Source organism: Pseudoalteromonas sp. G5_S1_14_S5 (genome assembly GCF_054968605.1).
This window is the reverse complement of record NZ_JBQKUM010000068.1, coordinates 1-25,659: the sequence shown is the minus strand read 5'-3', so window position 1 is coordinate 25,659 and position 25,659 is coordinate 1. Positions and strand designations below refer to the sequence as shown.

27 protein-coding genes and 1 tRNA gene are annotated in these 25,659 nt (G+C 44.7%); 20 read left to right on the top strand and 8 right to left on the bottom strand.

Annotated features, from left to right (window positions below):
- Positions 1-37: 37 nt before the first annotated feature.
- The 3 genes from fbaA to epd form a co-directional block, all read right to left on the bottom strand.
- Positions 38-1,114, bottom strand: a complete 1,077-nt coding sequence (gene fbaA / locus ACTRWI_RS17725; RefSeq protein ID WP_499133119.1) for a class II fructose-bisphosphate aldolase — start codon at positions 1,112-1,114, stop codon at positions 38-40.
- A gap of 152 nt (positions 1,115-1,266) precedes the next feature.
- On the bottom strand, positions 1,267-2,430 hold the full coding sequence (locus tag ACTRWI_RS17720) for a phosphoglycerate kinase (protein WP_499133118.1): 1,164 nt from the start codon (positions 2,428-2,430) through the stop codon (positions 1,267-1,269).
- A gap of 164 nt (positions 2,431-2,594) precedes the next feature.
- Positions 2,595-3,644, bottom strand: a complete 1,050-nt coding sequence (gene epd / locus ACTRWI_RS17715; RefSeq protein WP_499133117.1) for an erythrose-4-phosphate dehydrogenase — start codon at positions 3,642-3,644, stop codon at positions 2,595-2,597.
- Positions 3,645-3,846: 202 nt separating this feature from the next.
- Between epd and ACTRWI_RS17710 the strand changes: the two genes are divergently transcribed.
- Positions 3,847-4,083 carry a hypothetical protein gene (locus ACTRWI_RS17710; protein ID WP_499133116.1) on the top strand — a complete coding sequence of 79 codons (237 nt, stop codon included), beginning with the start codon at positions 3,847-3,849 and terminating at the stop codon, positions 4,081-4,083.
- Between the two features lie 73 nt (positions 4,084-4,156).
- Here ACTRWI_RS17710 and tkt read toward each other — a convergent pair whose 3' ends face one another.
- A complete protein-coding gene (gene tkt / locus ACTRWI_RS17705) occupies positions 4,157-6,151 on the bottom strand; it encodes a transketolase (RefSeq protein ID WP_499133115.1) in 1,995 nt (664 codons plus the stop codon).
- Between the two features lie 356 nt (positions 6,152-6,507).
- Between tkt and metK the strand changes: the two genes are divergently transcribed.
- The 8 genes from metK to ruvX all read left to right on the top strand — a co-directional run bounded on the left by metK (position 6,508) and on the right by ruvX (position 13,279).
- Positions 6,508-7,662, top strand: coding sequence for a methionine adenosyltransferase (gene metK, locus ACTRWI_RS17700; protein ID WP_499133114.1), 1,155 nt, complete (start codon positions 6,508-6,510; stop codon positions 7,660-7,662).
- A gap of 365 nt (positions 7,663-8,027) precedes the next feature.
- Complete coding sequence (locus ACTRWI_RS17695; protein ID WP_499133113.1) at positions 8,028-8,825, top strand: DUF2189 domain-containing protein; 798 nt, start codon at positions 8,028-8,030, stop codon at positions 8,823-8,825.
- A gap of 79 nt (positions 8,826-8,904) precedes the next feature.
- On the top strand, positions 8,905-9,405 hold the full coding sequence (locus ACTRWI_RS17690) for a SprT family zinc-dependent metalloprotease (RefSeq protein ID WP_499133112.1): 501 nt from the start codon (positions 8,905-8,907) through the stop codon (positions 9,403-9,405).
- Between the two features lie 152 nt (positions 9,406-9,557).
- The gene (locus tag ACTRWI_RS17685; RefSeq protein WP_499133111.1) at positions 9,558-10,289 is read left to right on the top strand and encodes an endonuclease; all 732 of its coding nucleotides are present in this window, start codon (positions 9,558-9,560) and stop codon (positions 10,287-10,289) included.
- A 158-nt stretch (positions 10,290-10,447) separates the two neighbouring features.
- A complete protein-coding gene (rsmE, locus tag ACTRWI_RS17680) occupies positions 10,448-11,179 on the top strand; it encodes a 16S rRNA (uracil(1498)-N(3))-methyltransferase (protein WP_499133110.1) in 732 nt (243 codons plus the stop codon).
- Positions 11,180-11,188: 9 nt separating this feature from the next.
- Complete coding sequence (gene gshB, locus ACTRWI_RS17675; protein WP_499133109.1) at positions 11,189-12,139, top strand: glutathione synthase; 951 nt, start codon at positions 11,189-11,191, stop codon at positions 12,137-12,139.
- Positions 12,140-12,248: 109 nt separating this feature from the next.
- The gene (locus ACTRWI_RS17670; protein ID WP_499133108.1) at positions 12,249-12,812 is read left to right on the top strand and encodes a YqgE/AlgH family protein; all 564 of its coding nucleotides are present in this window, start codon (positions 12,249-12,251) and stop codon (positions 12,810-12,812) included.
- Between the two features lie 44 nt (positions 12,813-12,856).
- Positions 12,857-13,279, top strand: coding sequence for a Holliday junction resolvase RuvX (gene ruvX, locus ACTRWI_RS17665; RefSeq protein WP_499133107.1), 423 nt, complete (start codon positions 12,857-12,859; stop codon positions 13,277-13,279).
- A gap of 330 nt (positions 13,280-13,609) precedes the next feature.
- Here ruvX and ACTRWI_RS17660 read toward each other — a convergent pair whose 3' ends face one another.
- Both ACTRWI_RS17660 and ACTRWI_RS17655 read right to left on the bottom strand, forming a co-directional pair.
- Positions 13,610-14,719 (bottom strand): PilT/PilU family type 4a pilus ATPase, encoded by a 1,110-nt coding sequence (locus ACTRWI_RS17660; RefSeq protein WP_499133120.1) that lies wholly within the window; start codon positions 14,717-14,719, stop codon positions 13,610-13,612.
- Between the two features lie 15 nt (positions 14,720-14,734).
- Positions 14,735-15,772, bottom strand: coding sequence for a type IV pilus twitching motility protein PilT (locus ACTRWI_RS17655; protein WP_499133106.1), 1,038 nt, complete (start codon positions 15,770-15,772; stop codon positions 14,735-14,737).
- A gap of 25 nt (positions 15,773-15,797) precedes the next feature.
- Between ACTRWI_RS17655 and ACTRWI_RS17650 the strand changes: the two genes are divergently transcribed.
- From ACTRWI_RS17650 to hemW, 7 genes are all read left to right on the top strand, one after another.
- Positions 15,798-16,502, top strand: coding sequence for a YggS family pyridoxal phosphate-dependent enzyme (locus tag ACTRWI_RS17650; RefSeq protein ID WP_499133105.1), 705 nt, complete (start codon positions 15,798-15,800; stop codon positions 16,500-16,502).
- Positions 16,503-16,582: 80 nt separating this feature from the next.
- The gene (gene proC, locus ACTRWI_RS17645) at positions 16,583-17,401 is read left to right on the top strand and encodes a pyrroline-5-carboxylate reductase (RefSeq protein ID WP_499133104.1); all 819 of its coding nucleotides are present in this window, start codon (positions 16,583-16,585) and stop codon (positions 17,399-17,401) included.
- Between the two features lie 57 nt (positions 17,402-17,458).
- Positions 17,459-18,016, top strand: a complete 558-nt coding sequence (locus tag ACTRWI_RS17640) for a YggT family protein (RefSeq protein WP_004738965.1) — start codon at positions 17,459-17,461, stop codon at positions 18,014-18,016.
- 29 nt (positions 18,017-18,045) lie between these two features.
- Positions 18,046-18,336 (top strand): DUF167 family protein YggU, encoded by a 291-nt coding sequence (yggU, locus tag ACTRWI_RS17635; protein WP_499133103.1) that lies wholly within the window; start codon positions 18,046-18,048, stop codon positions 18,334-18,336.
- A 28-nt stretch (positions 18,337-18,364) separates the two neighbouring features.
- Positions 18,365-18,796 (top strand): DUF4426 domain-containing protein, encoded by a 432-nt coding sequence (locus ACTRWI_RS17630; RefSeq protein ID WP_128159366.1) that lies wholly within the window; start codon positions 18,365-18,367, stop codon positions 18,794-18,796.
- Between the two features lie 41 nt (positions 18,797-18,837).
- Positions 18,838-19,437 carry an XTP/dITP diphosphatase gene (locus ACTRWI_RS17625; RefSeq protein ID WP_063524046.1) on the top strand — a complete coding sequence of 200 codons (600 nt, stop codon included), beginning with the start codon at positions 18,838-18,840 and terminating at the stop codon, positions 19,435-19,437.
- The gene (gene hemW, locus ACTRWI_RS17620) at positions 19,437-20,624 is read left to right on the top strand and encodes a radical SAM family heme chaperone HemW (protein WP_499133102.1); all 1,188 of its coding nucleotides are present in this window, start codon (positions 19,437-19,439) and stop codon (positions 20,622-20,624) included. Before ACTRWI_RS17625 ends, hemW begins: the two co-directional genes overlap by 1 nt.
- 66 nt (positions 20,625-20,690) lie before the next feature.
- Here the strand turns inward: hemW and glsB are convergent, their stop codons facing one another.
- Both glsB and trmB read right to left on the bottom strand, forming a co-directional pair.
- Entirely contained in the window at positions 20,691-21,611 is a 921-nt protein-coding gene (glsB, locus tag ACTRWI_RS17615; RefSeq protein WP_499133101.1) for a glutaminase B, read from the bottom strand.
- Positions 21,612-21,961: 350 nt separating this feature from the next.
- Positions 21,962-22,681, bottom strand: coding sequence for a tRNA (guanosine(46)-N7)-methyltransferase TrmB (trmB, locus tag ACTRWI_RS17610; protein WP_004738956.1), 720 nt, complete (start codon positions 22,679-22,681; stop codon positions 21,962-21,964).
- A gap of 165 nt (positions 22,682-22,846) precedes the next feature.
- Between trmB and mutY the strand changes: the two genes are divergently transcribed.
- From mutY to ACTRWI_RS17590, 4 genes are all read left to right on the top strand, one after another.
- Positions 22,847-23,902 carry an A/G-specific adenine glycosylase gene (mutY, locus tag ACTRWI_RS17605; protein ID WP_499133100.1) on the top strand — a complete coding sequence of 352 codons (1,056 nt, stop codon included), beginning with the start codon at positions 22,847-22,849 and terminating at the stop codon, positions 23,900-23,902.
- 28 nt (positions 23,903-23,930) lie between these two features.
- Complete coding sequence (locus tag ACTRWI_RS17600) at positions 23,931-24,203, top strand: oxidative damage protection protein (RefSeq protein ID WP_004738952.1); 273 nt, start codon at positions 23,931-23,933, stop codon at positions 24,201-24,203.
- A 69-nt stretch (positions 24,204-24,272) separates the two neighbouring features.
- Complete coding sequence (gene mltC, locus ACTRWI_RS17595; RefSeq protein ID WP_499133099.1) at positions 24,273-25,406, top strand: membrane-bound lytic murein transglycosylase MltC; 1,134 nt, start codon at positions 24,273-24,275, stop codon at positions 25,404-25,406.
- A gap of 103 nt (positions 25,407-25,509) precedes the next feature.
- Positions 25,510-25,585 (top strand) — tRNA-Phe (locus ACTRWI_RS17590).
- Positions 25,586-25,659 lie beyond the last annotated feature (74 nt).

Below are 25,659 nucleotides of genomic sequence, written 5' to 3'. Positions count from 1 at the left end.
GGGTTTTTAAAACTTAGAGAGTGCTTAATTCAAAGAACTATAGTACGTCTACAGCGTTAAGGTCAGCGAATGCTTTCTCAAGACGAGTAACCATAGAAGCTTGACCAGCACGTAGCCATACGCGTGGATCGTAGTACTTCTTGTTTGGCGCATCTTCACCGGTTGGGTTACCGATTTGACCTTGTAGGTAGTCACGGTTTTCCGCTTCGTATGCACGGATACCATCCCATGTAGCCCACTGAGTATCAGTATCGATGTTCATTTTGATAACACCGTAGCCGATAGACTCTTGGATTTCTGCTTCAGTAGAACCAGAACCACCGTGGAATACGAAGTTTAGAGCGTTAGGAGCGATACCGAACTTCTCTGCACAGTATGCTTGAGAGTCACGTAGGATAGTTGGAGTTAGAACAACGTTACCTGGCTTGTAAACACCGTGTACGTTACCGAAAGATGCAGCGATAGTGAAACGTGGGCTAACAGCGCTTAGTTTCTCGTATGCATAAGCAACGTCTTCTGGAGAAGTGTAAAGCTCAGATGCGTCCATATCAGAGTTATCAACGCCGTCTTCTTCACCACCAGTACAACCAAGTTCGATCTCGATTGTCATGTTCATTTTAGCCATACGTTCTAGGTACTTAGCACATGTTTCGATATTCTCTTCTAAAGACTCTTCGGATAGGTCTAGCATGTGAGAAGAGAATAGAGGCTTACCAGTTTGAGCGAAGAACTCTTCACCAGCGTCTAGTAGACCGTCGATCCATGGAAGTAGTTTCTTAGCAGCGTGGTCAGTGTGTAGAATAACTGGAACACCGTAAGCTTCAGCTACAGCGTGTACGTATTTAGCACCAGCTACAGCACCAAGGATTTGTGCACCTTGACCTTCAAGTTTAACGCCTTTACCTGCGAAGAATGCAGCGCCACCGTTAGAGAACTGAACAACTACTGGAGATTTAACTTTAGCAGCTGCTTCTAGTACTGCGTTTACAGAGTCAGTACCAACAACGTTTACAGCAGGAAGAGCAAAGTTGTTTTCTTTTGCTACTTCAAATACTTTCTGTACGTCATCACCAGAAATCACACCAGATTTTACAAAATCGAAGATCTTAGACATGGAAATAGTCCTATTTATTCTATCGTTTTAAGATTAAAAAACTTAAGTTTAAAAGCTTGCAATCGTTTGCTCACAACTGACTCCATTCTAGCAAAAAAGTGTGACATGCAGCAAACGCTAAAGGCGGGTATAGTCACCCGCCTTGATATTCATTACGCTTTAGCGCGCTCTTCTAGCATAGCAACTGCTGGAAGTACTTTACCTTCAACGAACTCAAGGAAAGCGCCGCCGCCAGTAGAGATGTAAGAAACGTCAGCTTTGATACCGAACTTGTCGATAGCTGCTAGCGTGTCACCACCACCTGCTACAGAGAAACCTGCAGACTCAGCGATTGCTTTAGAAATACCAGCAGTACCCGCTTCGAAGTTCTTGAATTCGAATACGCCTACAGGGCCGTTCCAAAGGATAGTTTTAGCGTTGCCGATGATTTCAGCTAAAGCAGCAGTTGAATCTGGACCTAGGTCGAAGATCATGTCGTCGTCTGCAACTTCAGAAACGTGCTTGATTTCAGCTTCTGCGTTCTCATCGAATGCTTTCGCACATGCAACGTCGGTTGCTACTGGAATAGCACACTCTTTCATTAGTTTTTGAGCAGTTTCAACTAGGTCTGCTTCGTATAGAGACTTACCTACGTTGTGACCTTCAGCTGCGATGAATGTGTTTGCGATACCACCACCAACAACTAGTTGGTCTGCAACTTTAGATAGAGACTCTAGAACTGTTAGTTTGGTAGAAACTTTAGAACCACCAACGATAGCAACTAGTGGACGCTCTGGGTTATCCATTGCTTTACCTAGTGCTTCTAGCTCAGCAGCAAGAAGAGGACCAGCACATGCTACAGGAGCGTGAGTACCAACACCGTGAGTAGATGCTTGTGCACGATGAGCCGTACCGAATGCATCCATTACGAAGATGTCACATAGAGATGCGTATGCTTTAGATAGCTCTTCTTCGTTCTTCTTCTCGCCTTTGTTAAAGCGAACGTTTTCTAGAACTACAAGCTCACCAGCGTTCAGCTCTAGGCCGTTTAGGTAATCTTTTGCTAGTTTAACGTCACACTCTAGAGCGTCGTTTAGATAGTTAACTACAGGTTGTAGAGAGAACTCTTCGTTGTATTCGCCTTCAGTAGGACGACCAAGGTGAGAAGTAACCATTACTTTTGCACCAGCTTCTAGACAAAGTTTGATAGTTGGTAGAGATGCTAGGATACGTGCATCTGAAGTTACTTTACCGTCTTTTACTGGTACGTTTAGGTCAGCACGGATAAATACGCGTTTACCTGCAAGTTCCAGGTCAGTCATCTTGATCACAGACATGATTTGTCCTCTCAAATTTAAAAAAAATAAAGTTTGGAAACTCAGCAACCCTGCTAAGCCTATAAATTATTTAACTGGTAGTTCTTTAACTACTAATAATATGTGGACTCTTGTTATTTATTTCAAGCTAAAAAATAAACAATCCTCATATTTGCTTCTAGGTCTTACTTCTTGCCTTCAGAAGCTTGCATTGCAAGAACCGTATCCAGCATTCGGTTCGCAAAGCCCCATTCGTTATCACACCACACTAGCATTTTTACCAAGTGGCCGTTGCTCACTCTGGTTTGAGTACCATCCACAATCGCGCTATGGGGATCATGATTAAAGTCGATGGATACGAGCGGCGCTTCAGTATAGTCAACGATGTTGTGTAATGTACACTGAGAAGCGTTAACAATGGTTTGATTTACGTCATTAACTTTCACATTCGTATTAATTGTGACACTTAAATCCATCGCAGTGACGTTTACCGTCGGTACACGCACAGATATTGCTTCGAACTTGTTATAAAATTTCGGGAAGATTCTTTCAATACCTTTATGCAATTTGGTATCGACAGGAATAATGGATTGGCTTGCAGCACGAGTACGGCGAAGGTCGCTGTGGTAAGCATCAATAACTTGCTGATCATTCATCGAAGAGTGAATGGTCGTGATGGTGCCTGACTCGATGCCAAAGGCTTCATCAAGAACCTTAATGATAGGGACGATACAGTTGGTAGTGCATGAACCGTTAGATAGGATTCGGTGGTCGGCTACGATAGTATCGTGATTCACGCCGTAGATAATGGTGTTGTCTAGGTCATTAGCTCCAGGGTGTGAGAACAGTACCTTTTTCGCGCCAGCAGCAATGTGCGCTAGGCCGTCCGCTCGGCAGCCGTAAACACCGGTACAATCGAGAACGATGTCCACTTCTAGGTCACGCCAAGGCAGCAACTCGATATCAGCAAGGTGTAAAATACGAATCGTATCGAACTCACCTTTATCTTCGACACCGATGCCATGATGGATATAAATGTGCTCTTGGTCGTTGGAGATCTTCTTACCGAAGCGACCGTGACTGGTATCGTACTGTAATAGGTGAGCCATAGCGTCAGGCTGAGCAAGCTCATTGACAGCTACTACTTTGATTTGTTGGCTTTTGCCACTTTCATAAACAGCGCGTAATACATTACGCCCTATTCGTCCAAATCCGTTTATCGCGACTTTTAGCATAGTTCCGTACATCTAACCAAAATTTCGTGCAACACATAATAACTGAATCCTACCCAAAAGGCATTAGTTGAGTGACCTAACTCAACAAAGCCATACATAAGCATTGAGTATCATTTCCAATTGATGTAGTTATTACATTAATGAGTTTTACCTGGTTCTACGGCTGTTTCTAACCCAGTTTTCTCAACCATAGGAAAAGGTTATGTCTGGATACCCAGCGACTCATTTTTGCAAGAAATGCAATAAAGAAACACCACATAGTGAAATTCTTGTTCGCCAGACAAGCAGCTACGATACCGACAAAAGTTTATTCGGTAGAATTAAGCTTTTTGCTAACTCAATTATAAATGGCGGCCACTACTACAACATGGATCGGTACGTGACATGCAAAGTATGTGGTACTAAAGAGTTGGACAACTGGGGTAATGAATTCGAATAGCCTAAAGTTTGTATATGACTAAAAAACCGAGCCTGATGGCTCGGCTTTATTATACGTAACTAACGAAGTCTTATTAAGCTAGCAACTCTTTTGCTGCGTTTACTACGTTTTCAGTAGTGAAACCGAACATCTTGAATAGCTCACCTGCTGGTGCAGATTCACCAAACGTTGTCATACCAATGATCTTGCCACCGAAACCAACGTACTTGTACCAGAAGTCAGCGATGCCAGCTTCTACAGCGATACGAGCTGTTACGTCAGATGGAAGTACAGATTCACGGTACTCAGCGTCTTGCTTGTCGAATGCGTCAGTTGCAGGCATAGATACTACGCGCACTTTCTTACCTTCAGCTGTCAGTTCAGCCGCAGCGTTAACCGCTAGCTCAACTTCAGAACCTGTAGCGATAAGGATAAGCTCAGGCTTACCTTCACAATCTTTCAAGATGTAAGCACCCTTCGCGATGTTAGCTACTTGCTCTTCGCTACGCTCTTGCTGTGCAAGGTTTTGACGAGAGAAGATTAGAGACGTTGGACCGTCTTTACGTTCGATAGCCAGTTTCCATGCGACTGCAGACTCCACTTGGTCACATGGACGCCATGTGCTCATGTTTGGAGTTAGACGTAGAGAAGCCATTTGCTCAACTGGTTGGTGAGTTGGGCCATCTTCGCCAAGACCGATAGAGTCATGCGTGTAAACTTGGATGTTCTGAACTTTCATCAGAGCAGCCATACGCATTGCGTTACGAGCGTATTCCATGAACATTAAGAAAGTAGCGCCGTATGGTACGAAACCACCGTGCAGAGCGATACCGTTCATGATAGCCGTCATACCGAATTCACGTACACCGTAGTGGATATAGTTACCAGAGAAGTCATTTGCTTCTAGAGACTTAGAACCAGACCACATAGTTAGGTTAGAAGGCGCTAGGTCAGCAGAGCCACCCATGAATTCTGGAAGCATTTGACCGAATGCTTCTAGTGCGTTTTGCGATGCTTTACGTGATGCGATGTTTGCAGGGTTAGCTTGAAGGTCAGCAATGATTGCGTTTGCTTTCTCTTCCCACTGTGCTGGAAGTTCGCCGTTAGTACGACGTTTGAATTCTGCTGCTAGCTCAGGGTAAGCCGCTGCGTATGCATCAAACTTCGCGTTCCATGCCGCTTCTTTTGCTGCGCCCGCTTCTTTCGCATTCCACTCAGCAGCGATATCTGCTGGGATTTCGAAAGAGCCGTGTTCCCAACCAAGCGCCGCTTTAGTTGCTGTAATTTCATCAGCACCTAGTGGAGCACCGTGACAGTCGTGCGTACCAGCTTTGTTTGGAGAACCAAAACCGATGATAGTCTTCGTACAGATAAGTGATGGACGAGGATCAGCTTTAGCCGCTTCGATAGCTGCGTTGATTGCTTCTGGATCATGGCCATCTACTGCTGGAATTACGTGCCAGCCGTATGCTTCAAAACGCTTAGGTGTATCGTCAGAGAACCACCCTTCCACTTCGCCATCGATAGAGATACCGTTGTCATCCCAGAAAGCAACCAGCTTACCAAGGCCTAGCGTACCTGCTAGCGAACATGCTTCGTGAGAGATACCTTCCATCAGACAGCCATCACCCATGAATGCATAAGTGTAGTGGTCAACGATGTCGTGGCCTTCTTTGTTGAATTGTGCAGCCAGTGCTTTCTCTGCCATTGCCATACCAACAGCGTTAGTGATGCCTTGACCTAGAGGACCAGTCGTTGTCTCGATACCAGGAGCGTAACCGTACTCTGGGTGACCTGGCGTCTTAGAATGCAGTTGACGGAAGTTTTTCAGGTCTTCAATTGAAAGCTCATAGCCTGCAAGGTGAAGCAGAGAGTAAATCAACATTGAACCATGGCCGTTAGACAAGATAAAACGGTCGCGGTCAGCCCACTCTGGGTTTGCTGGGTTGTGGTTCAAGTGGCCACGCCAAAGAACTTCAGCGATGTCAGCCATACCCATAGGTGCGCCTGGGTGGCCTGAGTTTGCTTGTTGAACACCGTCCATGCTAAGTGCGCGGATTGCATTGGCTAGATCTTTACGAGAAGGCATGTCTGCTCCTGGATACATAAGCGATTTAAAAAAGAGATATTGCTAAAGTTTTCATTTTTATTAGCGCGGGTATTCTCTCAAACGACTATAGCGACTGCAAACGTTTTACTGGCATTTTAACGGTCATTTTTCGCAGTTTTCGTACATTTACATCACTTAGCTATGGCTTATCTCGACCAATACGCAAACGTTTAGTTATGACATATCATAAAAAAGAGCTTGTAATTCGACCGCTGGAATTTAGAATAGACGTCTAGATGTAGAAACACCTACAAAATATACTGTATTTAATGGCGGCGCTTCCTAGCTTGCGACGCCATGAATTATTTACACCAAAAACTAAAAGTGGAGCTCTCATGGCTAAGCACCTATTCACTTCTGAATCTGTTTCAGAAGGTCATCCAGATAAAATTGCAGACCAAATCTCTGATGCTGTTCTTGATGCCATCTTAGAACAAGATCCAAAAGCACGTGTTGCTTGTGAGACTTACGTAAAAACCGGCATGGTTATGGTTGGCGGTGAAGTAACAACTTCTGCATGGGTTGATATCGAAGAGATCACTCGTGAAACAGTTCGTGAAATTGGTTACGTTCATTCTGATATGGGCTTTGACGCTGACTCTTGTGCTGTTCTAAACACAATTGGTAAGCAATCTCCAGACATCAACCAAGGTGTTGATAAAGCTGATCCTAAAGAGCAAGGCGCGGGCGACCAAGGCATCATGTTTGGTTACGCGACTAACGAAACTGAAATCCTAATGCCAGCTCCAATCACTTACTCTCATCTTCTTGTCAAGAAGCAAGCTGAAGTACGTAAGAGCGGCAAGCTAGACTTCCTTCGCCCTGATGCGAAATCTCAAGTTACTTTCCAATACGACCAAGGCAAGATCGTTGGTATCGATGCAGTTGTTCTTTCTACTCAGCACTGTGATTCAGTAACAACACCTGATCTACGTGAAGCTGTAATGGAAGAGATCATCAAGCCAGTACTACCCTCAGAGTGGATCAACAAAGACACTAACTTCTTCATCAACCCAACAGGCCGTTTCGTAATCGGTGGCCCAATGGGTGACTGTGGTCTAACAGGTCGTAAGATCATCGTTGATACCTACGGCGGCGCAGCTCGTCACGGTGGCGGTGCATTCTCTGGTAAAGATCCATCAAAGGTTGACCGTTCTGCAGCTTACGCAGCTCGTTACGTTGCGAAGAACATCGTTGCAGCTGGCATGGCTGACCGTTGTGAGATTCAACTGTCTTACGCTATCGGAGTTGCAGATCCAACATCAATCATGGTTGAAACGTTCGGTACTGAGAAAGTATCGCACGAAATCATCATTGAAGCGGTTCGTCGCAACTTCGACCTACGTCCATACGGTCTTCAAGAGATGCTGAACCTTCTTCAGCCTATATACAAGCAGACTGCAGCATACGGCCACTTCGGTCGTGAAGAGTTCCCTTGGGAAGCAACTGACAAAGCTGCAATCCTTGCAGACTTCGCTGGCCTAAAATAATTTAGCCGCAGCGCATATTACTTTTAAAGCCCTTACTTATTAGTAAGGGCTTTATTTTTAGATACTTATCGAAACCTCACTCACTTTACCTGCCATCAACTCCCTCATTTACCGTTAGCCACTTAGTATAAAAAGCCACGGATAATTTGTGTTTTCTAGTACTACTGACAATAGTTAAGGTAACTCCTAGGCGATCAAGCTCACATTTAACTTACAGAAATTCAGTCTGACGACGCTCGTTAGATGCACGCTAGAACAATAACTGGGATGACAAGAGCACGTTAGCTCAACACCATAAAGTTCATGCTCGACACCTCTGAACTCTATGGGCTTACAACTAGGACGTTATTTAACTAGGGGGATCTATGCCTCGTATTGCGCACTCATCCGAACTGAACGAAAAGAAACACAAGGTCAGCGACCAAAATTACGCTCGAACCATTCCTTGTAACCAAATCAGTATCTCAGCACCTTTTCATTGGTTGTCGCTTGCTTTGCATGACTTAGTGAGAATGCCGCTTATAAGTGCATTCTACGGCTTATGCTTTATGGCTGCGGCCATCGCCATAGTGCAACTTGTCCAGTGGCAAGGAACACATCTCGTTGTGATGCCAAGCTTAATCGTATACATGCTGATAGGGCCATTTTTAGCTCTAGGCTTATACGACGCAAGCTGGGAGAGAGAGAAAGGACACAACGCTAGCCTATTCCATTCAATGAAAGCCATCACACGCAACTCGACTCACCAGTGGGCATTTGCGATTATCTTAATGGTAGCAATGATATTCTGGATGAGAATCGCAGCGCTACTGCATGCGCTTTACCCTTCCGTACAAGGCGCTCCACTTTCAGAATTTGCCCCGTTTTTGATTACAGGTTCGATCGTTGGATTCGTGATTGCTAGCCTTATTTTTAGTATATCTGCTTTCTCTATCCCATTAATGATGGAACGACGCGTTGACGTGATGAGTGCAATCTTCACCAGCTTCAATGCGGTGAAGTCAAATATCCCTGCGATGATCGTATGGGCGAGCATCATCTGCGCCGGTATTTTGGTTGGCTTTGCCACCTACGGCATCGGTATGATCGTCACAATGCCTCTACTTGGCTACGGTACATGGCATGCTTATCACGAAATCATCAAGAAAAAACATCACGTCTAAGTAGTCGCCAGACTAACGAGCAATGTTATGATGAGACCTCAGCTATAGTGCTGAGTTCTTTTTTTGGAGTTAACAAAGTTTGTCTTACACCCCGCAACAGCACAGAGCAAATAAGAAACTAGCCGAATGCCTAGCTATCGCCAACCAGCATTTCTCTCGTGAATTCCCTTCCCCAACGATCACTTACAAGCTAAGAGGCAAAGCGGCAGGAAAGGCCTACCTTCAACTCAATGAGATTAAACTCAACCCAGTTCTATTCGCTGAAAACGAAGATGCCTTCATCAACGAAGTCGTGCCCCATGAGCTCGCACATCTGGTCACTCACCAAGTGTTTGGGCAAGTGAGACCTCATGGAAATGAATGGAAATACGTAATGGAAAAGGTATTCAACGTGCCAGCTAAAACGACTCATAGCTTTGAGATTTCCTCAGTGCAAGGTAAGACCTTTGAGTATCGCTGTGCCTGCAAGGTTTATCCACTTTCTATCAGACGTCACAACAAGGTGTTACGCAACCAATCAAGCTACCGCTGCCAACAGTGTAATCAAACCTTATCCTTCACAGGCACACAACTCAGCTAGCGCTCTCAATCGGCATTAGCTTTCTTTTATAGCGACACCTTTCTCCAATTTAGAAAGTAGTACTCAATGGAGTCAGTGATAGAAATGTAATGGAGAAGTCAATCCTTTGAGTGCTAGACTGATGTTTATCATACTTTTATCAGTCTTTTTCTATGCAAAAAATCACCCCCAAAGCACTTGGCCTATCGGTGTCTTTTTACTTAACGGTAGTATTTGGCCTACTGGTAACCCAAAGCGTTTCTGCCGCTCCGCCCACTTCATTTTCCAAAGCCAAAAAAGAAGCGGTGAAGATTTACCTTGATCACCCAACGTCATTTTATTGTGGCTGTGACATAACATGGAAAGACAAAAAGAAAGGCATTCCAGACCTCGACGGCTGTGGCTATCAAGTACGAAAGCAGCAAAAACGTGCAAGTCGAATTGAATGGGAGCACGTGGTTCCCGCCTGGCAATTCGGCCACCAGCGTCAGTGCTGGCAAGACGGTGGACGCAAGAATTGTACTCGCAATGACAAAGTCTTCAAATCCATGGAAGCCGATCTTCACAATCTGACTCCGGCCATTGGCGAGGTTAACGGAGATCGCTCCAACTACAATTTCAGCCAATGGAATGGTATGGATGGAGTAAGTTATGGTCAGTGTGAAATGCAGGTCAACTTTAAGCAACGTAAGGTAATGCCGCCAGACAGAGCGAAAGGTTCTATCGCTCGAACTTATCTTTACATGAGCCAAGAGTACGGTTTTAAGCTATCTAAACGACAAACCAATCTGATGATAGCGTGGAATAAACAGTTCCCAGTCAACGAATGGGAATGTACTCGTGATGAGCGTATCTTTGCCATTCAAGGGAATCACAACCCATTTGTTTACCAAGCTTGCAAATAACACTTATTGCATCACAGCAACATTCAACATAGCAGTCTCACCCAAGAGTTTCGGAATTGCCCCTGAAACTCTTGCTCTACCCTTGTTTTTTCAACTAAAAGCATCCATGTTAGGCAGAGACAAAATACCCTAATGACACTATTTATAGGTTTACCAGCATGAGAATCCCTCGTATCCATCACCCAGAACGCATTCATCAGTTAGGTTCACTCGCTTTAGGCGAAGATGCCGCGGGTCATGTTGGTCGTGTCCTTCGTATGAAAGAAGGTCAAAAAGTTCTTCTTTTTGATGGCAGCGGCGCTGAATTTCCGGCGACAATCACTGAGGTATCAAAGAAGAATGTCACTGTTGACGTGACTGAACGTATCGAGCGCAGCAGTGAATCTCCATTAGACTTACACTTGGGACAAGTTATCTCACGTGGTGACAAAATGGAGTTCACGATCCAAAAGTCGGTAGAGCTTGGTGTAAACACCATCACTCCTCTGATTTCAGAACGCTGCGGCGTTAAACTGGATGCTAAACGCTTCGAGAAAAAACTCGCTCAGTGGCAAAAAATAGCTATCGCAGCATGTGAACAGTGCGGTCGTAATACAGTTCCAGTAATTCGCCCTATCATGCAACTTGAAGAGTGGTGTAGCGAACCTAGTGAAGCATTAAAGCTGAACCTGCACCCTCGCGCAAAATACTCAATTAATACCCTTCCAGAACCTATCAGTAAGGTACGCCTATTAATCGGTCCTGAAGGTGGCTTGTCTGCTGAAGAGATCAGCATGACAGAACAATACAAATTTGAAGAGACGCTACTCGGCCCACGTGTACTTCGTACCGAAACAGCAGCTCTAACCGCAATTACTGCCTTACAAGTCCGTTTTGGCGATCTAGGCTAGGAGAAAAAAATGATCAAACTTGGCATCGTAATGGATCCAATTTCATCCATTAACATCAAAAAAGACTCTAGCTTTGCCATGATGCTTGAAGCTCAGCGTCGTGGTTACGAAATCCATTACATGGAGATGAATGATCTACACTTAGATCAAGGCATTGCGATCGCAGACACTAAAGTCGTTGAGCTCAAAGAAGATCCAAATGGCTGGTATGAATTCAAGTCAGAGCAAACTATCGCACTATCTGATTTAGATGCAGTACTGATGCGTAAAGATCCTCCGTTTGATACTGAATACATCTACGCAACCTACATTCTTGAGCGTGCTGAAGAAAATGGCGCACTGATCGTAAACAAACCACAAAGCCTACGTGACTGTAACGAAAAACTGTTCACAGCGTGGTTCCCGGAACTAACACCAACCACTATCGTGACTCGTAAAGCGGAGAAAATCAAAGAGTTCCGTGAGAAGCATGGTGATGTGATCCTTAAGCCACTTGATGGTATGGGTGGCGCATCGATCTTCCGTGTGAAAGAAGGCGATCCAAACGTATCAGTTATTATCGAGACACTGACTAACCATGGCCAAAACTATGCGATGGCACAATCTTTTGTTCCCGACATTAGCAACGGTGACAAACGTATTCTTGTAGTTGATGGCGAACCAATGCCTTACTGCCTAGCTCGTATTCCAGCTAAAGGCGAAACTAGAGGTAACCTTGCAGCTGGCGGTACTGGTGAAGCGCGACCTCTAAGTGACACAGACTGGGCGATAGCAAGAGCCGTTGCTCCTGCACTAAAAGAAAAAGGTCTAATCTTCGTTGGTCTAGACGTTATCGGTGATAAGCTAACTGAAATCAACGTAACGAGCCCTACATGTATCCGCGAAATCGAAGCCGCTTTCGATATCTCGGTAACGGGCAAGTTAATGGATGCAATTGAGCGTCGCGTTAACGCAAAATAACCTAAGCTAAAAGAAAGCCCTAGCGCTTCACACATACGTCTTAGGAATAGAATGAGCGGCTTTACGCCGCTCTTTTCCCTTTATTAGTGACACACTGGCAGGAGGCTCTATGAACCTAACGAACCACTTTTTGGTCGCTATGCCCGGGATGAAAGATCCGTATTTTCAAAACTCGGTAATCTACCTCTGTGAACACAACGAGGAAGGTGCGATGGGGTTAATGATTAACGCTCCCATCGATGTCACTGTCGGCAGTATGCTCAAACAAGTTGAGGTTGAATCTGAGCAACCAAAACCTAATCAAGCCAGCCTTGATAAGCCAGTATTAAATGGTGGCCCGGTTGCTGAAGACCGTGGGTTTATTCTACATAAACCTAAGGGCAGCTATCAATCAAGCATCAGCATGACCGACCAAATCTCGGTAACGACCTCAAAAGATATTTTAATGGTGTTAGGCACTAAAGATGAGCCGATGCACTACTTGGTCGCTCTTGGCTATGCAGGTTGGGAGCCCGGTCAGCTGGAAACCGAGCTAACTGAAAACTCATGGTTAACCGTTGAAGCAGACCCTAAAGTCATCTTCGATACGCCAATCTCAGATCGCTGGAAAGTCGCAGTACAAATGTTAGGTATCAACGCCGCGCAGCTTTCGTCTGACGCTGGTCACGCCTAGCCTCATAGCAGAAACACTCAAACACAGATAAATTTGGAAGCCCCATGTCACGAACAATTATGGCATTTGATTACGGTACAAAAAGTATAGGCAGCGCAATTGGACAAGAAATCACTGGCACAGCTAGTCCTTTAAAAGCGTTTAAAGCTAAAGACGGTATCCCGAACTGGGACGACATCGAAAAACAGATTAAAGAGTGGCAACCAAATCTTATCGTCGTCGGGCTACCTACCGATCTTCACGGTCGTGATCTAGAAACCATCACACCTAGAGCAAAGAAGTTTGCTAAGCGATTAAAAGGTCGTTTTGGTGTTGATGTTGAGCTGCATGATGAAAGATTATCGACCGCAGAAGCAAGAGCCGACCTCTTTGACATGGGTGGCTACAAAGCATTAAGTAAAGGAAATGTTGATAACCAGTCCGCAGTTGTCATTCTCGAAAGCTGGTTTGAAGCACAATATTTTTAACGAAAATTAAGTAAGCAAAAAGCATCCCGATTTGTGATCCCGCACGAATTTCGCGCCGTAGAGACGTTGCAATTCATCAATAGGTAAGTGGGAGTTCAGATGAAATTTTTTCTAGTAATCTTTGCCGCTCTAACCATTTCAGCGTGTAGCTCAACAGGGTCTAGCAACGCTAGTCACATGAATGATGGCAAAACTTATTCAGGTTCCAATAGTGGTACGAAGTACTAAGACGACATTCGAAAAAGTCATGGTTCGCTAAATATCAAATAAGTTAGCTGTTTTAAGCCCGAGCTCTACACCATAACAGCTCGGGCTTTCTGATTTTTGTATCTACCCCATATCAATCTTTACGCCAGATAAAGCTCCATTACCGTAATCACCATCACCTCGCCTGGTTTTAAGTATTAAGCGTAAGTCATTAGCCGAATCGGCGCTGTGGAGTGCATCTTCTTCGCTAATCTTTCCTACTACGACTAAATCATACAAAGCTTGGTCAAAAGTCTGCATGCCCACTTCTTTCGATTTTGCCATCGTTGCTTTTAACTCATGCAACTCACCGCGGCGAATCAAATCAGACACACGTGGGCTGTTCAGTAGAATCTCAAACACACCATGACGCCCACTGCCATTTTTATCTCTGATTAACTGCTGAGCAACCACACCACGCAGGTTCATCGACAAATCAAACAGGAACTGTTCTTTCTGCTCTTTCGGCACCAAGTGGAGAATACGCTCTAGCGCTTGGTTGGCATTATTCGCGTGCAAAGTTGCCATACACAGGTGACCCGTCTCAGCAAAGGTCATCGCATATTCCATGGTTTCACGACTACGGATTTCACCAATCAGAATCATATCTGGCGCTTGGCGTAATGAGTTCTTAAGTGCGACTTCATAGCTCTCAGTATCAAGCCCTACCTCGCGCTGAGTCACAATACATTTCTTATGTTCGTGAACAAATTCAATCGGGTCTTCAACCGTCAAGATATGCCCCGAGCGATTAGTATTTCGGTAACCCGTCATTGCAGCCATTGAGGTTGATTTACCAGAACCCGTTGCCCCAACCACCAGCACAAGCCCACGTTTAGCGATAGACAAGTCCTGTAGTACATCAGGAAGCTTTAATTGCTCAAAGGTTGGGATATTGGTCTCGATACGTCGAATTACCGCACCAGGTAGCTCTCGCTGAAAGAACGCACTAACACGAAAACGGCCAAAATCACGCACAATCGCAAAGTTAGCCTCGCGCGTTTGCTGGTATTCATCACGTCGATCTTGATCCATCATCGCATCAAGTAATTGACTGACCTGGGCTGAATTCAGCTTCTCGCCTTGCGCTCGCAGTTCCCCATCGACACGGAACAAGACTGGCGCATCAACCGTGATGTAAAGATCGGACGCTTTTTGAGAAAGCATTCTCTCAAGGATTTGATTCAATTCCATCATGTGCACCCTTAATTAGAACATTGAGGTTTCAATTTCGATCTTTTTCTCGACCTCTTCCGAGTCAACCAAGCCTTGAGCCATCAGCTGCTTCGCATTTTGCTCCATGGTTTGCATGCCATGTGCCGCACCTGTTTGAATGATCGAATACATCTGAGCGACTTTATCTTCACGAATCAAGTTTCTGATCGCTGGCGTCGCCATCATAATTTCATGACAAGCCACACGACCACCACCGACACGCTTTAATAGTTTCTGGGCAATCACCGAACGTAACGATTCAGACAACATTGAGCGAACCATGTCTTTATCGCTACCTGGGAAAACATCAATGATACGGTCAATCGTTTTTGCCGCCGAGCTGGTATGTAAGGTACCAAAAACCAAGTGACCGGTTTCTGCGGCCGTGAGCGCTAAACTAATGGTTTCTTGGTCGCGAAGCTCACCAACAAGGATGACGTCAGGGTCTTCACGTAACGCACTGCGCAACGCCGCTTTAAAGCTATGGGTATCACGATGAACCTCACGCTGGTTCACTAGGCACTTATTGTTGGTGTGAACAAATTCAATCGGGTCTTCGATGGTGAGAATATGCTTATTGTGGTTACGGTTTACGTAATCGACCATCGCCGCAAGAGTGGTTGATTTACCAGAGCCTGTAGGGCCTGTAACTAGCACTAGACCCTTTTCATAATTAGCAATCTTCTCAAAAATGTCAGGGGTGCCTAACTGCTCTAACGTCGGAATCTCGACAGGGATAGTTCGAAAGACAGCTGAGCAACCACGAGATTGATTAAAAGCGTTAACACGGAAACGACCAACATTGGGTAATTCAAAGGAGAAGTCGACTTCCAGTTTTTCCTCAAACTCACCACGCTGCGAGTCGCTCATGATCTCAAAAACCAAACGGTGCACATCAGCATGACTCAAAGCTGGTATTCCAAGCTTCCTTACTTCACCATCTATACGTACCATTGGAGATACACCCGCAGAAAGATGTAGATCTGACGCGTTATGCTTTACACTAAAATCTAGTAACTCAGTGATATCCATTTATTTCCCCTAAGTAAAGTCAGCTATGAGTAGTATTCAACAAAACATCGAACAAATCACCTCACAGATTCGTAGCGCTGAGCAAAAGTGCGGACGATCTCCAGAGTCCGTACACCTTTTAGCCGTCAGCAAAACCAAACCTATTGATGCGATTCTAGAAGCCGCGCTCGGAGGCCAAATGGCCTTTGGTGAAAACTATGTTCAAGAAGGTGTCGATAAAGTAAAACACTTTTCAGAACAACATTCTAACCTAAATTTGGAATGGCACTTTATTGGACCAATCCAGTCAAATAAGACTCGCCCTATTGCAGAAAGCTTCGCATGGGTACATTCCATCGATCGCGATAAGATCGCTCAGAGACTGAATGACCAGCGCCCAAGCGTACTTCCACCATTGCAAGTGTTAATTCAAGTAAACACCAGTGGGGAAGCATCCAAGTCTGGCACATCTGAAGAGTCAGTTTTTGCACTGGCAGAGTTGATTTCCTCATTGCCCAACCTCACTTTAAGAGGATTGATGTCAATTCCTGCAAACGTTTCTGACTATCAATCACAGCTTAGTGCTTTCTCTCAACTGACAGAGCTTAAAGATAAGCTAGCTGCAAAATATCCTGATATTGATACCCTTTCGATGGGCATGAGTGGAGATATGGAGGCAGCAGTCGAGGCTGGCAGCACTATGGTTCGTATTGGAACCGCGATTTTCGGTGCTCGTGATTACGCGAAATAGCGACACCTAACAACCTAAAAAGTATAAGTATTGATACCGCTCCGCTTTCACCGCGCAGCGATACGCTCAGGATTTGATATATGGAACATAAGAACATCGCCTTTATCGGGGCGGGCAACATGGTTCGCTCAATTGTAGCGGGCTTAGTAGCGAGTGGTTACCCAGCGCAAAAGATTACGGCGACTGCACCCTCTGACACCAGAAGAGTGCCGTTAGAGCAAGAGTACGGAATCAATACCACCAGCGATAATATTGCCGCAGCAGAGCAAGCAGACGTTGTTGTATTATCAGTGAAGCCACAGATGATGGCTGATGTATGTAAACCCTTACAAAGCATCAACTTTAGCAACAAACTGGTTATCTCAATTGCCGCAGGTATTAATGCGAATCGACTCAATGAGATGTTAGACTGCCAGCTGAACCTAGTACGTGTGATGCCAAACACACCATCACTGCTTGGTAAGGGTATGAGTGGGCTTTATGCTGATTCATCCGTTAGCCAAGCAGATAAAGACTTCTCATCACAGCTAATGCAGGCTGTTGGGGAAGTGAGCTGGGTTGAACAAGAGCCTGGTATCAACAACATCATTGCGGCGGCAGGCAGCGCTCCGGCTTACTTCTTCCTGTTTATGGAAGCAATGCAAGCGGAAGCAGTCAATCAAGGTTTCGACCAAGAGACGGCCCGCAAGCTAGTACAGCAATCGGCATTAGGCGCGGCAGAGATGGTGGTCGCGAATCCAGATACAGAATTATCTACACTGCGTGAGCAAGTGACTTCAAAAGGTGGTACTACCGCCGAAGCACTGCGCACCTTTAATGAACATCAACTATCAGACATTGTAGCCAAAGCCATGCAAGCGGCAGTTGCTCGAGCTGAAGAAATGGAAAAACTGTTTTAAGCATTTTGTCGCTCATGTGATATCTAAGCGGCAAGTAAATCCGAAAAAGGAAACAATATGAACTCGATGAGCTTTCTGATCTCGACCGTTTTTGATCTTTACATCATGGTTGTGATCTTGCGTATCTGGCTACAAGCATCACGTGCAGATTTCTACAATCCGTTCTCACAATTCATCGTAAAAGCGACACAACCAGTGGTTGCACCACTGCGTAGAGTTATTCCATCAATCGGCAGCATTGACTTAGCGACAGTCGTTTTCGCTTACGTGCTGTGTGTACTTAAGTTCGTCGCTCTGAACTTAATTATCTCTGGTGGCGCAGCAGTGTTCGATATCAGCTTCCTAATCTTTGGCGGACTTTCTCTGATCAAAGCGGCTGGTGGTTTGATTTTCTGGGTACTACTAATCCGTGCAATCCTAAGCTGGGTTAGCCAAGGTCGTAGCCCAATCGAATACGTATTCCATCAACTGACTGAGCCTATGCTAATGCCTATCCGTCGCATTCTGCCGGATATGGGTGGTTTCGACCTAAGCGTGTTGGTTCTGTTCATTGTTCTTCAGTTTGCGAACTTCCTTATGGGTGACATGATTGGTCCTATTTGGTATCAGCTATAATTCAAGTACGAACATCAGGTACTTTGACGATGCCAAAAGCGGTTTGGGCCGAAGAAGACGACATTCTTCTTCGGGTCTATATCCAACCCAAAGCAAGCCGAGACAAAATCGTCGGTTTGCACGGTGAGGAACTAAAAATTGCCATTACTGCTCCACCAGTAGATGGCAAAGCCAATGCCCACTTAGCGAAATACCTAGCGAAACAATTTAAGGTCGCTAAAGGGCAAATTAAAATTGAAAAGGGAGAACTCGGCCGGCACAAACAAGTTCGAATATGCTCGCCAAGCCAAATCCCCACTGAAGTCAAAGCCATCCTATGATGGCTTTTTGCTATTTATTGGAGTCATTATGCGTCTATGGATAACAGCACTACTTACCGCTCTCATTGCCCTACCAAGCTCAGCAGGGCAATTTAAGAACATTAAGGATATCGAGGTTCACTACTCGGCCTTTAACTCGACATTTTTAACAGCTCAAGTCGCGAAACAATACAAGCTCAAGCGAAACGGCTACTCAGCTATTTTAAACATCAGCGTACTAGACAATGCCTCCCTTGGAAAACCTGCGACAACCGCTAAAATAACGGGAACAGCCAAAAACCTGGTGGGTAATACTCGCACGCTTAACTTCCGTGAAATCAAAGAAGGTGATGCCATCTATTACCTTGCAGAGTTCCCTATTACGCACGAAGAAAACATCACGTTTAATATCGATGTTAACGCAGGCTTGAAAGGTACAGGTCCATTACGTTTCACGCAAAAATTCTATACAGAAGAGTAAGCTCACTGTTCTGTTCATTAACTTATTTAGAGCACCATTCCATGAGTAAGATTGTTTTAGCTACAGGCAACCAAGGCAAAGTTCGCGAGATGGCAGATATTCTGTCTGAGTTCGGCTTTGACGTTGTCGCACAAAGTGAATTTAACGTTTCAGAAGTCGCTGAAACAGGAACAACATTCATTGAAAATGCCATCATTAAAGCTCGTCATGCAGCGAAAGAAACCGGTCTACCAGCGATTGCAGATGACTCTGGTTTAGAGGTTGATTACTTAAATGGCGCGCCGGGAATCTACTCAGCTCGTTACTCAGGAGAAGACGCTACCGATAAAGAGAACATCGAAAAACTGCTTGATGCTATGCAAGGTGTTGAGTCAGAGAAGCGTACTGCTCGTTTTCACTGTGTATTAGTCTTAATGCGTCACGAAAATGATCCAACACCACTGGTATGCCATGGTAAATGGGAAGGACAAATCCTGACTGAAGAGCACGGTGAGAACGGCTTTGGCTACGACCCTGTATTCTTTGTTCCAGAAGACAAATGTGCATCTGCTGAGCTTGCCCCTTCACGCAAAAAGCAACTATCACACCGTGGTAAAGCCCTTGCATCACTATTCAAAGCACTGAAAGAGCAAGCTCTGTAATGCACAACGCAGCACTCGTTCCACCAGCTCTTAGCCTTTATGTACACATCCCGTGGTGTGTACAAAAGTGTCCGTATTGTGATTTCAACTCACATGCTCTGAAAGCCGATATCCCCGAAAAAGAGTACATCGATGCGCTACTTGAGGATCTCGATACTGATATCGAAAAGTACCAACTCAATGGTGCTCCTCGTCCGCTGTATTCGATCTTTATTGGGGGGGGAACTCCAAGCCTGTTCTCTCCAGAAGGTATCGGTCGACTGCTTCAAGGTATTGAGCAACGCATCCCATTCAAACCTGAAATTGAAATCACCATGGAAGCCAATCCAGGCACCATTGAAGCGGAGCGTTTCGCTGGTTACCAAAAAGCGGGGATTACTCGTATCTCAGTTGGTGTACAAAGCTTTGAGCAAGAAAAGCTAGAAAGGCTGGGCCGTATCCATGGTCAAGATGAAGCGATCAACGCTGCTCATCTTGCACATAAAATCGGTCTAAACAGCTTTAACCTCGATCTTATGCATGGCTTACCGGATCAAAGTATCGATCAAGCATTGGCTGATCTAGATAAAGCGATCGAGTTAGATCCCCCGCATTTATCTTGGTACCAGCTAACAATAGAACCTAACACCATGTTCTATTACAAAACGCCAACTTTACCAGACGATGATGATCTCTGGGATATCTTCGAATTAGGCCACAAAAAGCTCGCTAATGCAGGGTATGTACAGTACGAAATATCAGGCTACAGCAAGCCGGGATACCAGTGTACACACAACCTCAACTACTGGCGCTTCGGTGACTACTTGGGTATTGGCTGTGGCTCTCATGGCAAGCTGAGTTTTGCTGATGGGCGAATTATTCGAACGACTAAGGTTAAGCACCCAAGAGGCTACTTAGCTGCTTATCAGAATATGGTGAAACCTTATATTTCGGATGAATTTGAAGTAGCAAACGAGGATCGTCCTTTCGAGTTCTTCATGAACCGTTTCAGGTTGATGGAAGCGTGTCCCAAGCAAGATTTTATTGATACGACAGGTCTTGGTTTTGACGCTGTTCAATCAACGATTGAATGGGCAAAAGAGCTAGGTTACTTGAACGAAACTGATACTCATTGGCAAATCACAGAAAAAGGGAAACTTTTCCTCAACGATTTGCTGGAAGCCTTCATGGCCGAAGAAGACGAATAATCTAGGACCGAAAAAAAAGCCTCTCATCACGAGAGGCTTTTTATTGAATTTAGCATACCGAAAATACTAGAAAATAGAACGCCCAATACGCTCTGAAAGCAGCTCGAGAGCCTTAGTACCAGCAAGAGAGTTACCAGACGGATCCAGCTCTGGAGACCATACTGCAATCGTCATCTCACCCGGTACGATAGCGATGATCCCTCCACCTACTCCAGATTTACCTGGCATACCAACGCGATAAGCAAACTCACCAGCACCATCATACAAACCACAAGTTGCAAGCAAAGCATTCAGCTGCTTGGTCTGTACCGGCGTGATGATCTCTTTCTTAGTCTGAACTGATACACCTTTGTTCGCTAAGTAGCTAAAGGTTTTCGCTAAATCCACACAAGTCATCTTAAGTGCACAAGCATGGAAGTAATTATTGAGTACAGGGATAACATCGTTCTCAAAATTACCAAATGAACGCATCAAGTACGCGATAGCGGCATTGCGGTCGCTATGCATCATTTCTGAAGCCGCGACTACCTTGTCGTACACAATATGAGTATCGCCCGATAACTGACGCACAAACTCCAATAAACGCTGTCTTGGTGCAGACAAGCGGCTTTGTAGTAGGTCTGCAACAACTATTGCACCAGCATTAATAAATGGGTTACGAGGAATCCCATGTTCCATCTCAAGCTGAATCATCGAGTTAAAGGCTTGCCCTGAAGGTTCTTTACCGACACGCTGCCAAATCTCTTCTGGCTTATAGAGCACCATTGCTAACGTCAAACTCAAAGCCTTAGAGATAGATTGTACAGAGAAAGCTTCCTCTGCATCACCAGCTTGAATCACTTCTCCTTCATTGGTGTACACCGCAATCGCCAGTTTCTGGTTCGATACACGCGCTAGTGCAGGAATATAAACAGCGACCTTTCCCTGACCAATTAGAGGACGAACTTCTTCTAAGATCTCGGCCAAAATAGCTTGAGTTGGTTTCATGTGTGCTTACTTCTATATTGTTATTTTTATAGGGAGGTAACATATACCAATCGTAGTAAATAACGGCTCACTCTAGCTTGTTAAAACGCTCGATACCTGCGTTAGAATTTTTGATCGTAGAGTAACTACTTATCGAAAAATGCAGCCTTGTTCTCAAGCCTTTTTCCTACGCCGTTTCTGATCACTTGCTTACTGTGATTGGTATTACTTTCTGTCGTTAAGCCTTTACTGAAATAAAAGCCTAAGGACAAAAAAGCCAACACTACAATAATGTTGGCTTTTATCAATCCCACAAAGTGTAAGGTTAAGATCCTAATCAAATCTCACCTTATATTTATTGAGGTTCAGAATTACTTAGTACGCTTATACTTAATATCCCAAACACCATGACCTAAACGGTGGCCACGAGCTTCAAATTTAGTCAGTGGACGCTCATCCGGGCGAGGAATGTAATCACCATCTTCAGCAATATTCTCGAAACCTGGTGCAGCATTCATTACTTCAATCATGTGCTCTGCGTAGTTTTCCCAGTCAGTTGCCATGTGGAAAATACCAGTTTCAAGGTGTAGTTTAGCGCGAACCATTTCAGCGAATTCAGCTTTAACGATACGACGCTTGTGATGGCGAGCTTTGTGCCATGGGTCAGGGAAAAACAGTTGCAGTGTATGCAGGCTGCTATCTGGAATCATGTGTTCAAATACTTCTACAGCATCGTGACACATTACACGTAGGTTAGTTACGCCAGCATCGCGCGCAGTACCCAAACAAGCACCAACACCTGGGCTGTGAACTTCAATACCTAAGAAGTTCTTCTCAGGTGCGTTCTTTGCCATTTCAACCAGTGATGCACCCATACCGAAGCCAATCTCTAGTACAACTGGGTTATCGTTGCCAAATACTTCTTTCCAGTTAAGAAGCTCTGGGTTGTAGTCGATACCCATTGTTGGCCAACATTCATTCATCGCGTTCTCTTGGCCTTTTGTTAAGCGGCCTTCGCGGCGAACAAAACTACGGATCTTACGAACCAGTTTACCGTCTTCAGTATATTCGTTAGTGGTCACTTCACTCATTGATTTTTGCCTGCACATTGATTAATCAAAGCGGGGATTATCCAAAGAATTGCCTTCGAAGCAAGTCTTTCCGTGGATAAATTCCCACACAATTTGTCTGTTTTACATCCAACGTTAAGTGTGATGCAATTTCGCTTCTAATAATAGCAAAGCATAGAGCATGTCGTGACTCCTTTCGCAACCGCCATATTAAAGTGGTATGACGCTTACGGGCGCAAAGAATTACCTTGGCAACAAAACAAAACCGCCTACACCGTTTGGCTATCTGAAATCATGCTTCAGCAGACTCAGGTCGCTACGGTGATTCCATACTACCAGCGTTTCTTGGAACGTTTCCCAACAGTTATCGACCTAGCGAACGCCGAGCAAGATGAAGTGCTTCACCTGTGGACAGGGCTTGGCTACTACGCACGAGCTCGTAACCTGTACAAAGCTGCCAAGATTGTTGCAGAGCAGTATGGTGGGGAGTTTCCACTTTCCCTCGAAGAGATGAATGCGCTTCCGGGCATTGGTCGTTCAACAGCTGCAGCCATTCTGTCCTCTGTCTACAAGCTCCCTCATGCGATCCTTGATGGTAACGTGAAGCGAACGCTGGCAAGAAGCTTTGCTGTCGAGGGTTGGCCTGGTCAAAAAAAGGTTGAAAACCAACTTTGGGAACACGCAGAAGCACATACACCAAAGCAAGATGTCGATAAGTACAATCAAGCTATGATGGATATGGGGGCAATGGTTTGTACTCGTAGCAAGCCTAAATGCACTTTATGCCCGATAGAAAACATGTGTGAAGCTAAGAAGCTCGATAGACAGCTCGACTTCCCTGGCAAAAAGCCAAAGAAAGAGAAACCAGTAAAAGAAACCTGGTTTGTAATCCTGTATCACGATAATCAAGTGTGGCTTGAGCAGCGCCCTCAATCAGGTATCTGGGGAGGCTTATTCTGTTTCCCTCAAAATGAAAATGCAGAAATCGAACATCAGTTGGATCTTCGTTCGATCAAAAACACAGATTCAATCAAGACCATGATTGCGTTTAGGCACACGTTCAGCCACTACCACTTAGATATCACACCAGTATTAGTAAAATTAGATAAACAACCAGATTTGATAATGGAAGGGATTAAAGGTCTCTGGTATAACTTATCAAAACCAGAAGAAATTGGCCTAGCCGCTCCTGTAAAGCAGCTTATTGAAAGCCTACCCTTTGAACTGAATGACGACGTTTGAATCAACGAACGCGATAAGAGGAACCACTATGAGCCGCACTGTATTTTGTGCTCGCCTCCAGAAAGACGCTGAAGGCTTAGAATTTCAACTTTACCCAGGTGACTTAGGTAAGCGTATCTTTGACAACATCTCTAAAGAAGCTTGGGGACAATGGCAAAGCAAACAAACTATGCTTATCAATGAAAAGAAGCTAAACATGATGGATCCTGAACATCGTAAACTTCTTGAAACTGAGATGGTTAACTTCCTTTTCGAAGGTAAAGATGTCGTTATTGATGGTTACACTCCACCAAGCGAATAAGACATTTATTTAAGCAAATTTTAATGACATCATGGTTAACGCTGCGATGTCATTTTTGTATGAGGAACTATGAAAAAGCTAAGTTACTTCCTAACCGCCATGCTACTCACAGGTTGCAGTCGTGAGTTCGTTGAGAGCATTTATGATGTGAATTACGAACCAACCAACCGATTCGTAAATAACTTGGCGGAGCTACCCGGTCAGTTTGAAAAAGATACAGGCGCATTAGACGCTTTGATCAATAGCTTTTCTGGCAATATCCAAAAGCGCTGGGGTAGCAGTGAAATAAAGATGGCAGGAAAGAGTAACTATGTTAAATATATAGACAATTACTTAAGCCGCTCAGAAGTAAACTTTAGCGAAGGCCTGATAACGGTAGAAACCGTCTCCCCTACAGAGCCTAAAAAACATCTCAAAAACGCCATTATGACAACGTTGCTTACGCCAGATGACCCAGCACATGTCGACCTATTCTCTTCAAAAAGTATCAAATTAGAAGGTAAACCCTTTCTCTACAATCAAGTTGTAGACCAAGAGAAGAAACCGATCCAATGGACATGGCGCGCCAACAAATTTGCTGAATACCTGATAGCCAACAATCTCAAAACGAAAGAAGTCGACTTTAAAAAAGCCTACTACGTTGAGATCCCTATGGTGGCCGATCACGCAAGCCAGCGTAGTTACCAATATGCCGATATCGTTCGACGCGCATCTAAGCGCTATGACATCCCTGAAGACTTAATCTACGCAATCATCAAGACAGAGAGCAGCTTTAACCCGTATGCGGTGAGCTGGGCGAATGCATACGGCTTGATGCAAGTCGTGCCGAAAACAGCAGGTCGAGATGTCTTTAAGTTGGTCAAAAACAAACCTGGAGAGCCGACTCCTGAGTATTTGTTTAACCCAGAAAACAACATTGATGCAGGTACTGCGTATTTTTACATCTTAAAAAATCGCTATTTGAAAGATGTTCAACACCCAACAACACTCGAATACAGCATGATCTCTGCGTACAACGGTGGCACAGGTGGTGTGCTCAACACTTTTAGTAAGGACAGAAAACGTGCAATGCGTGACTTAAACTCACTGCAACCTAGCCAAGCTTACTGGGCACTAACGAAAAAACACCCGAATAAAGAATCACGCCGATACCTAGAAAAAGTAACAAAGTTCAAGAAAGATTTTAACCAAGGTAAAACGTAAGCCTCACTTTTGAATAAAAAAACAACTAACGAACGTTTTTTTTAATTATTTTCAAAAAAGGTGTTGACGGTTATGCAGAAAATCCGTTTAATAGCGCTCCGTTGCCCGGATAGCTCAGTCGGTAGAGCAGAGGATTGAAAATCCTCGTGTCGGTGGTTCGATTCCGCCTCCGGGCACCACAAATTGATTTGTTGGTGCTACCACTCTTTAACAGAGAGTAGAAGCACGGACAAAAGCACAAAGAATACAGTGT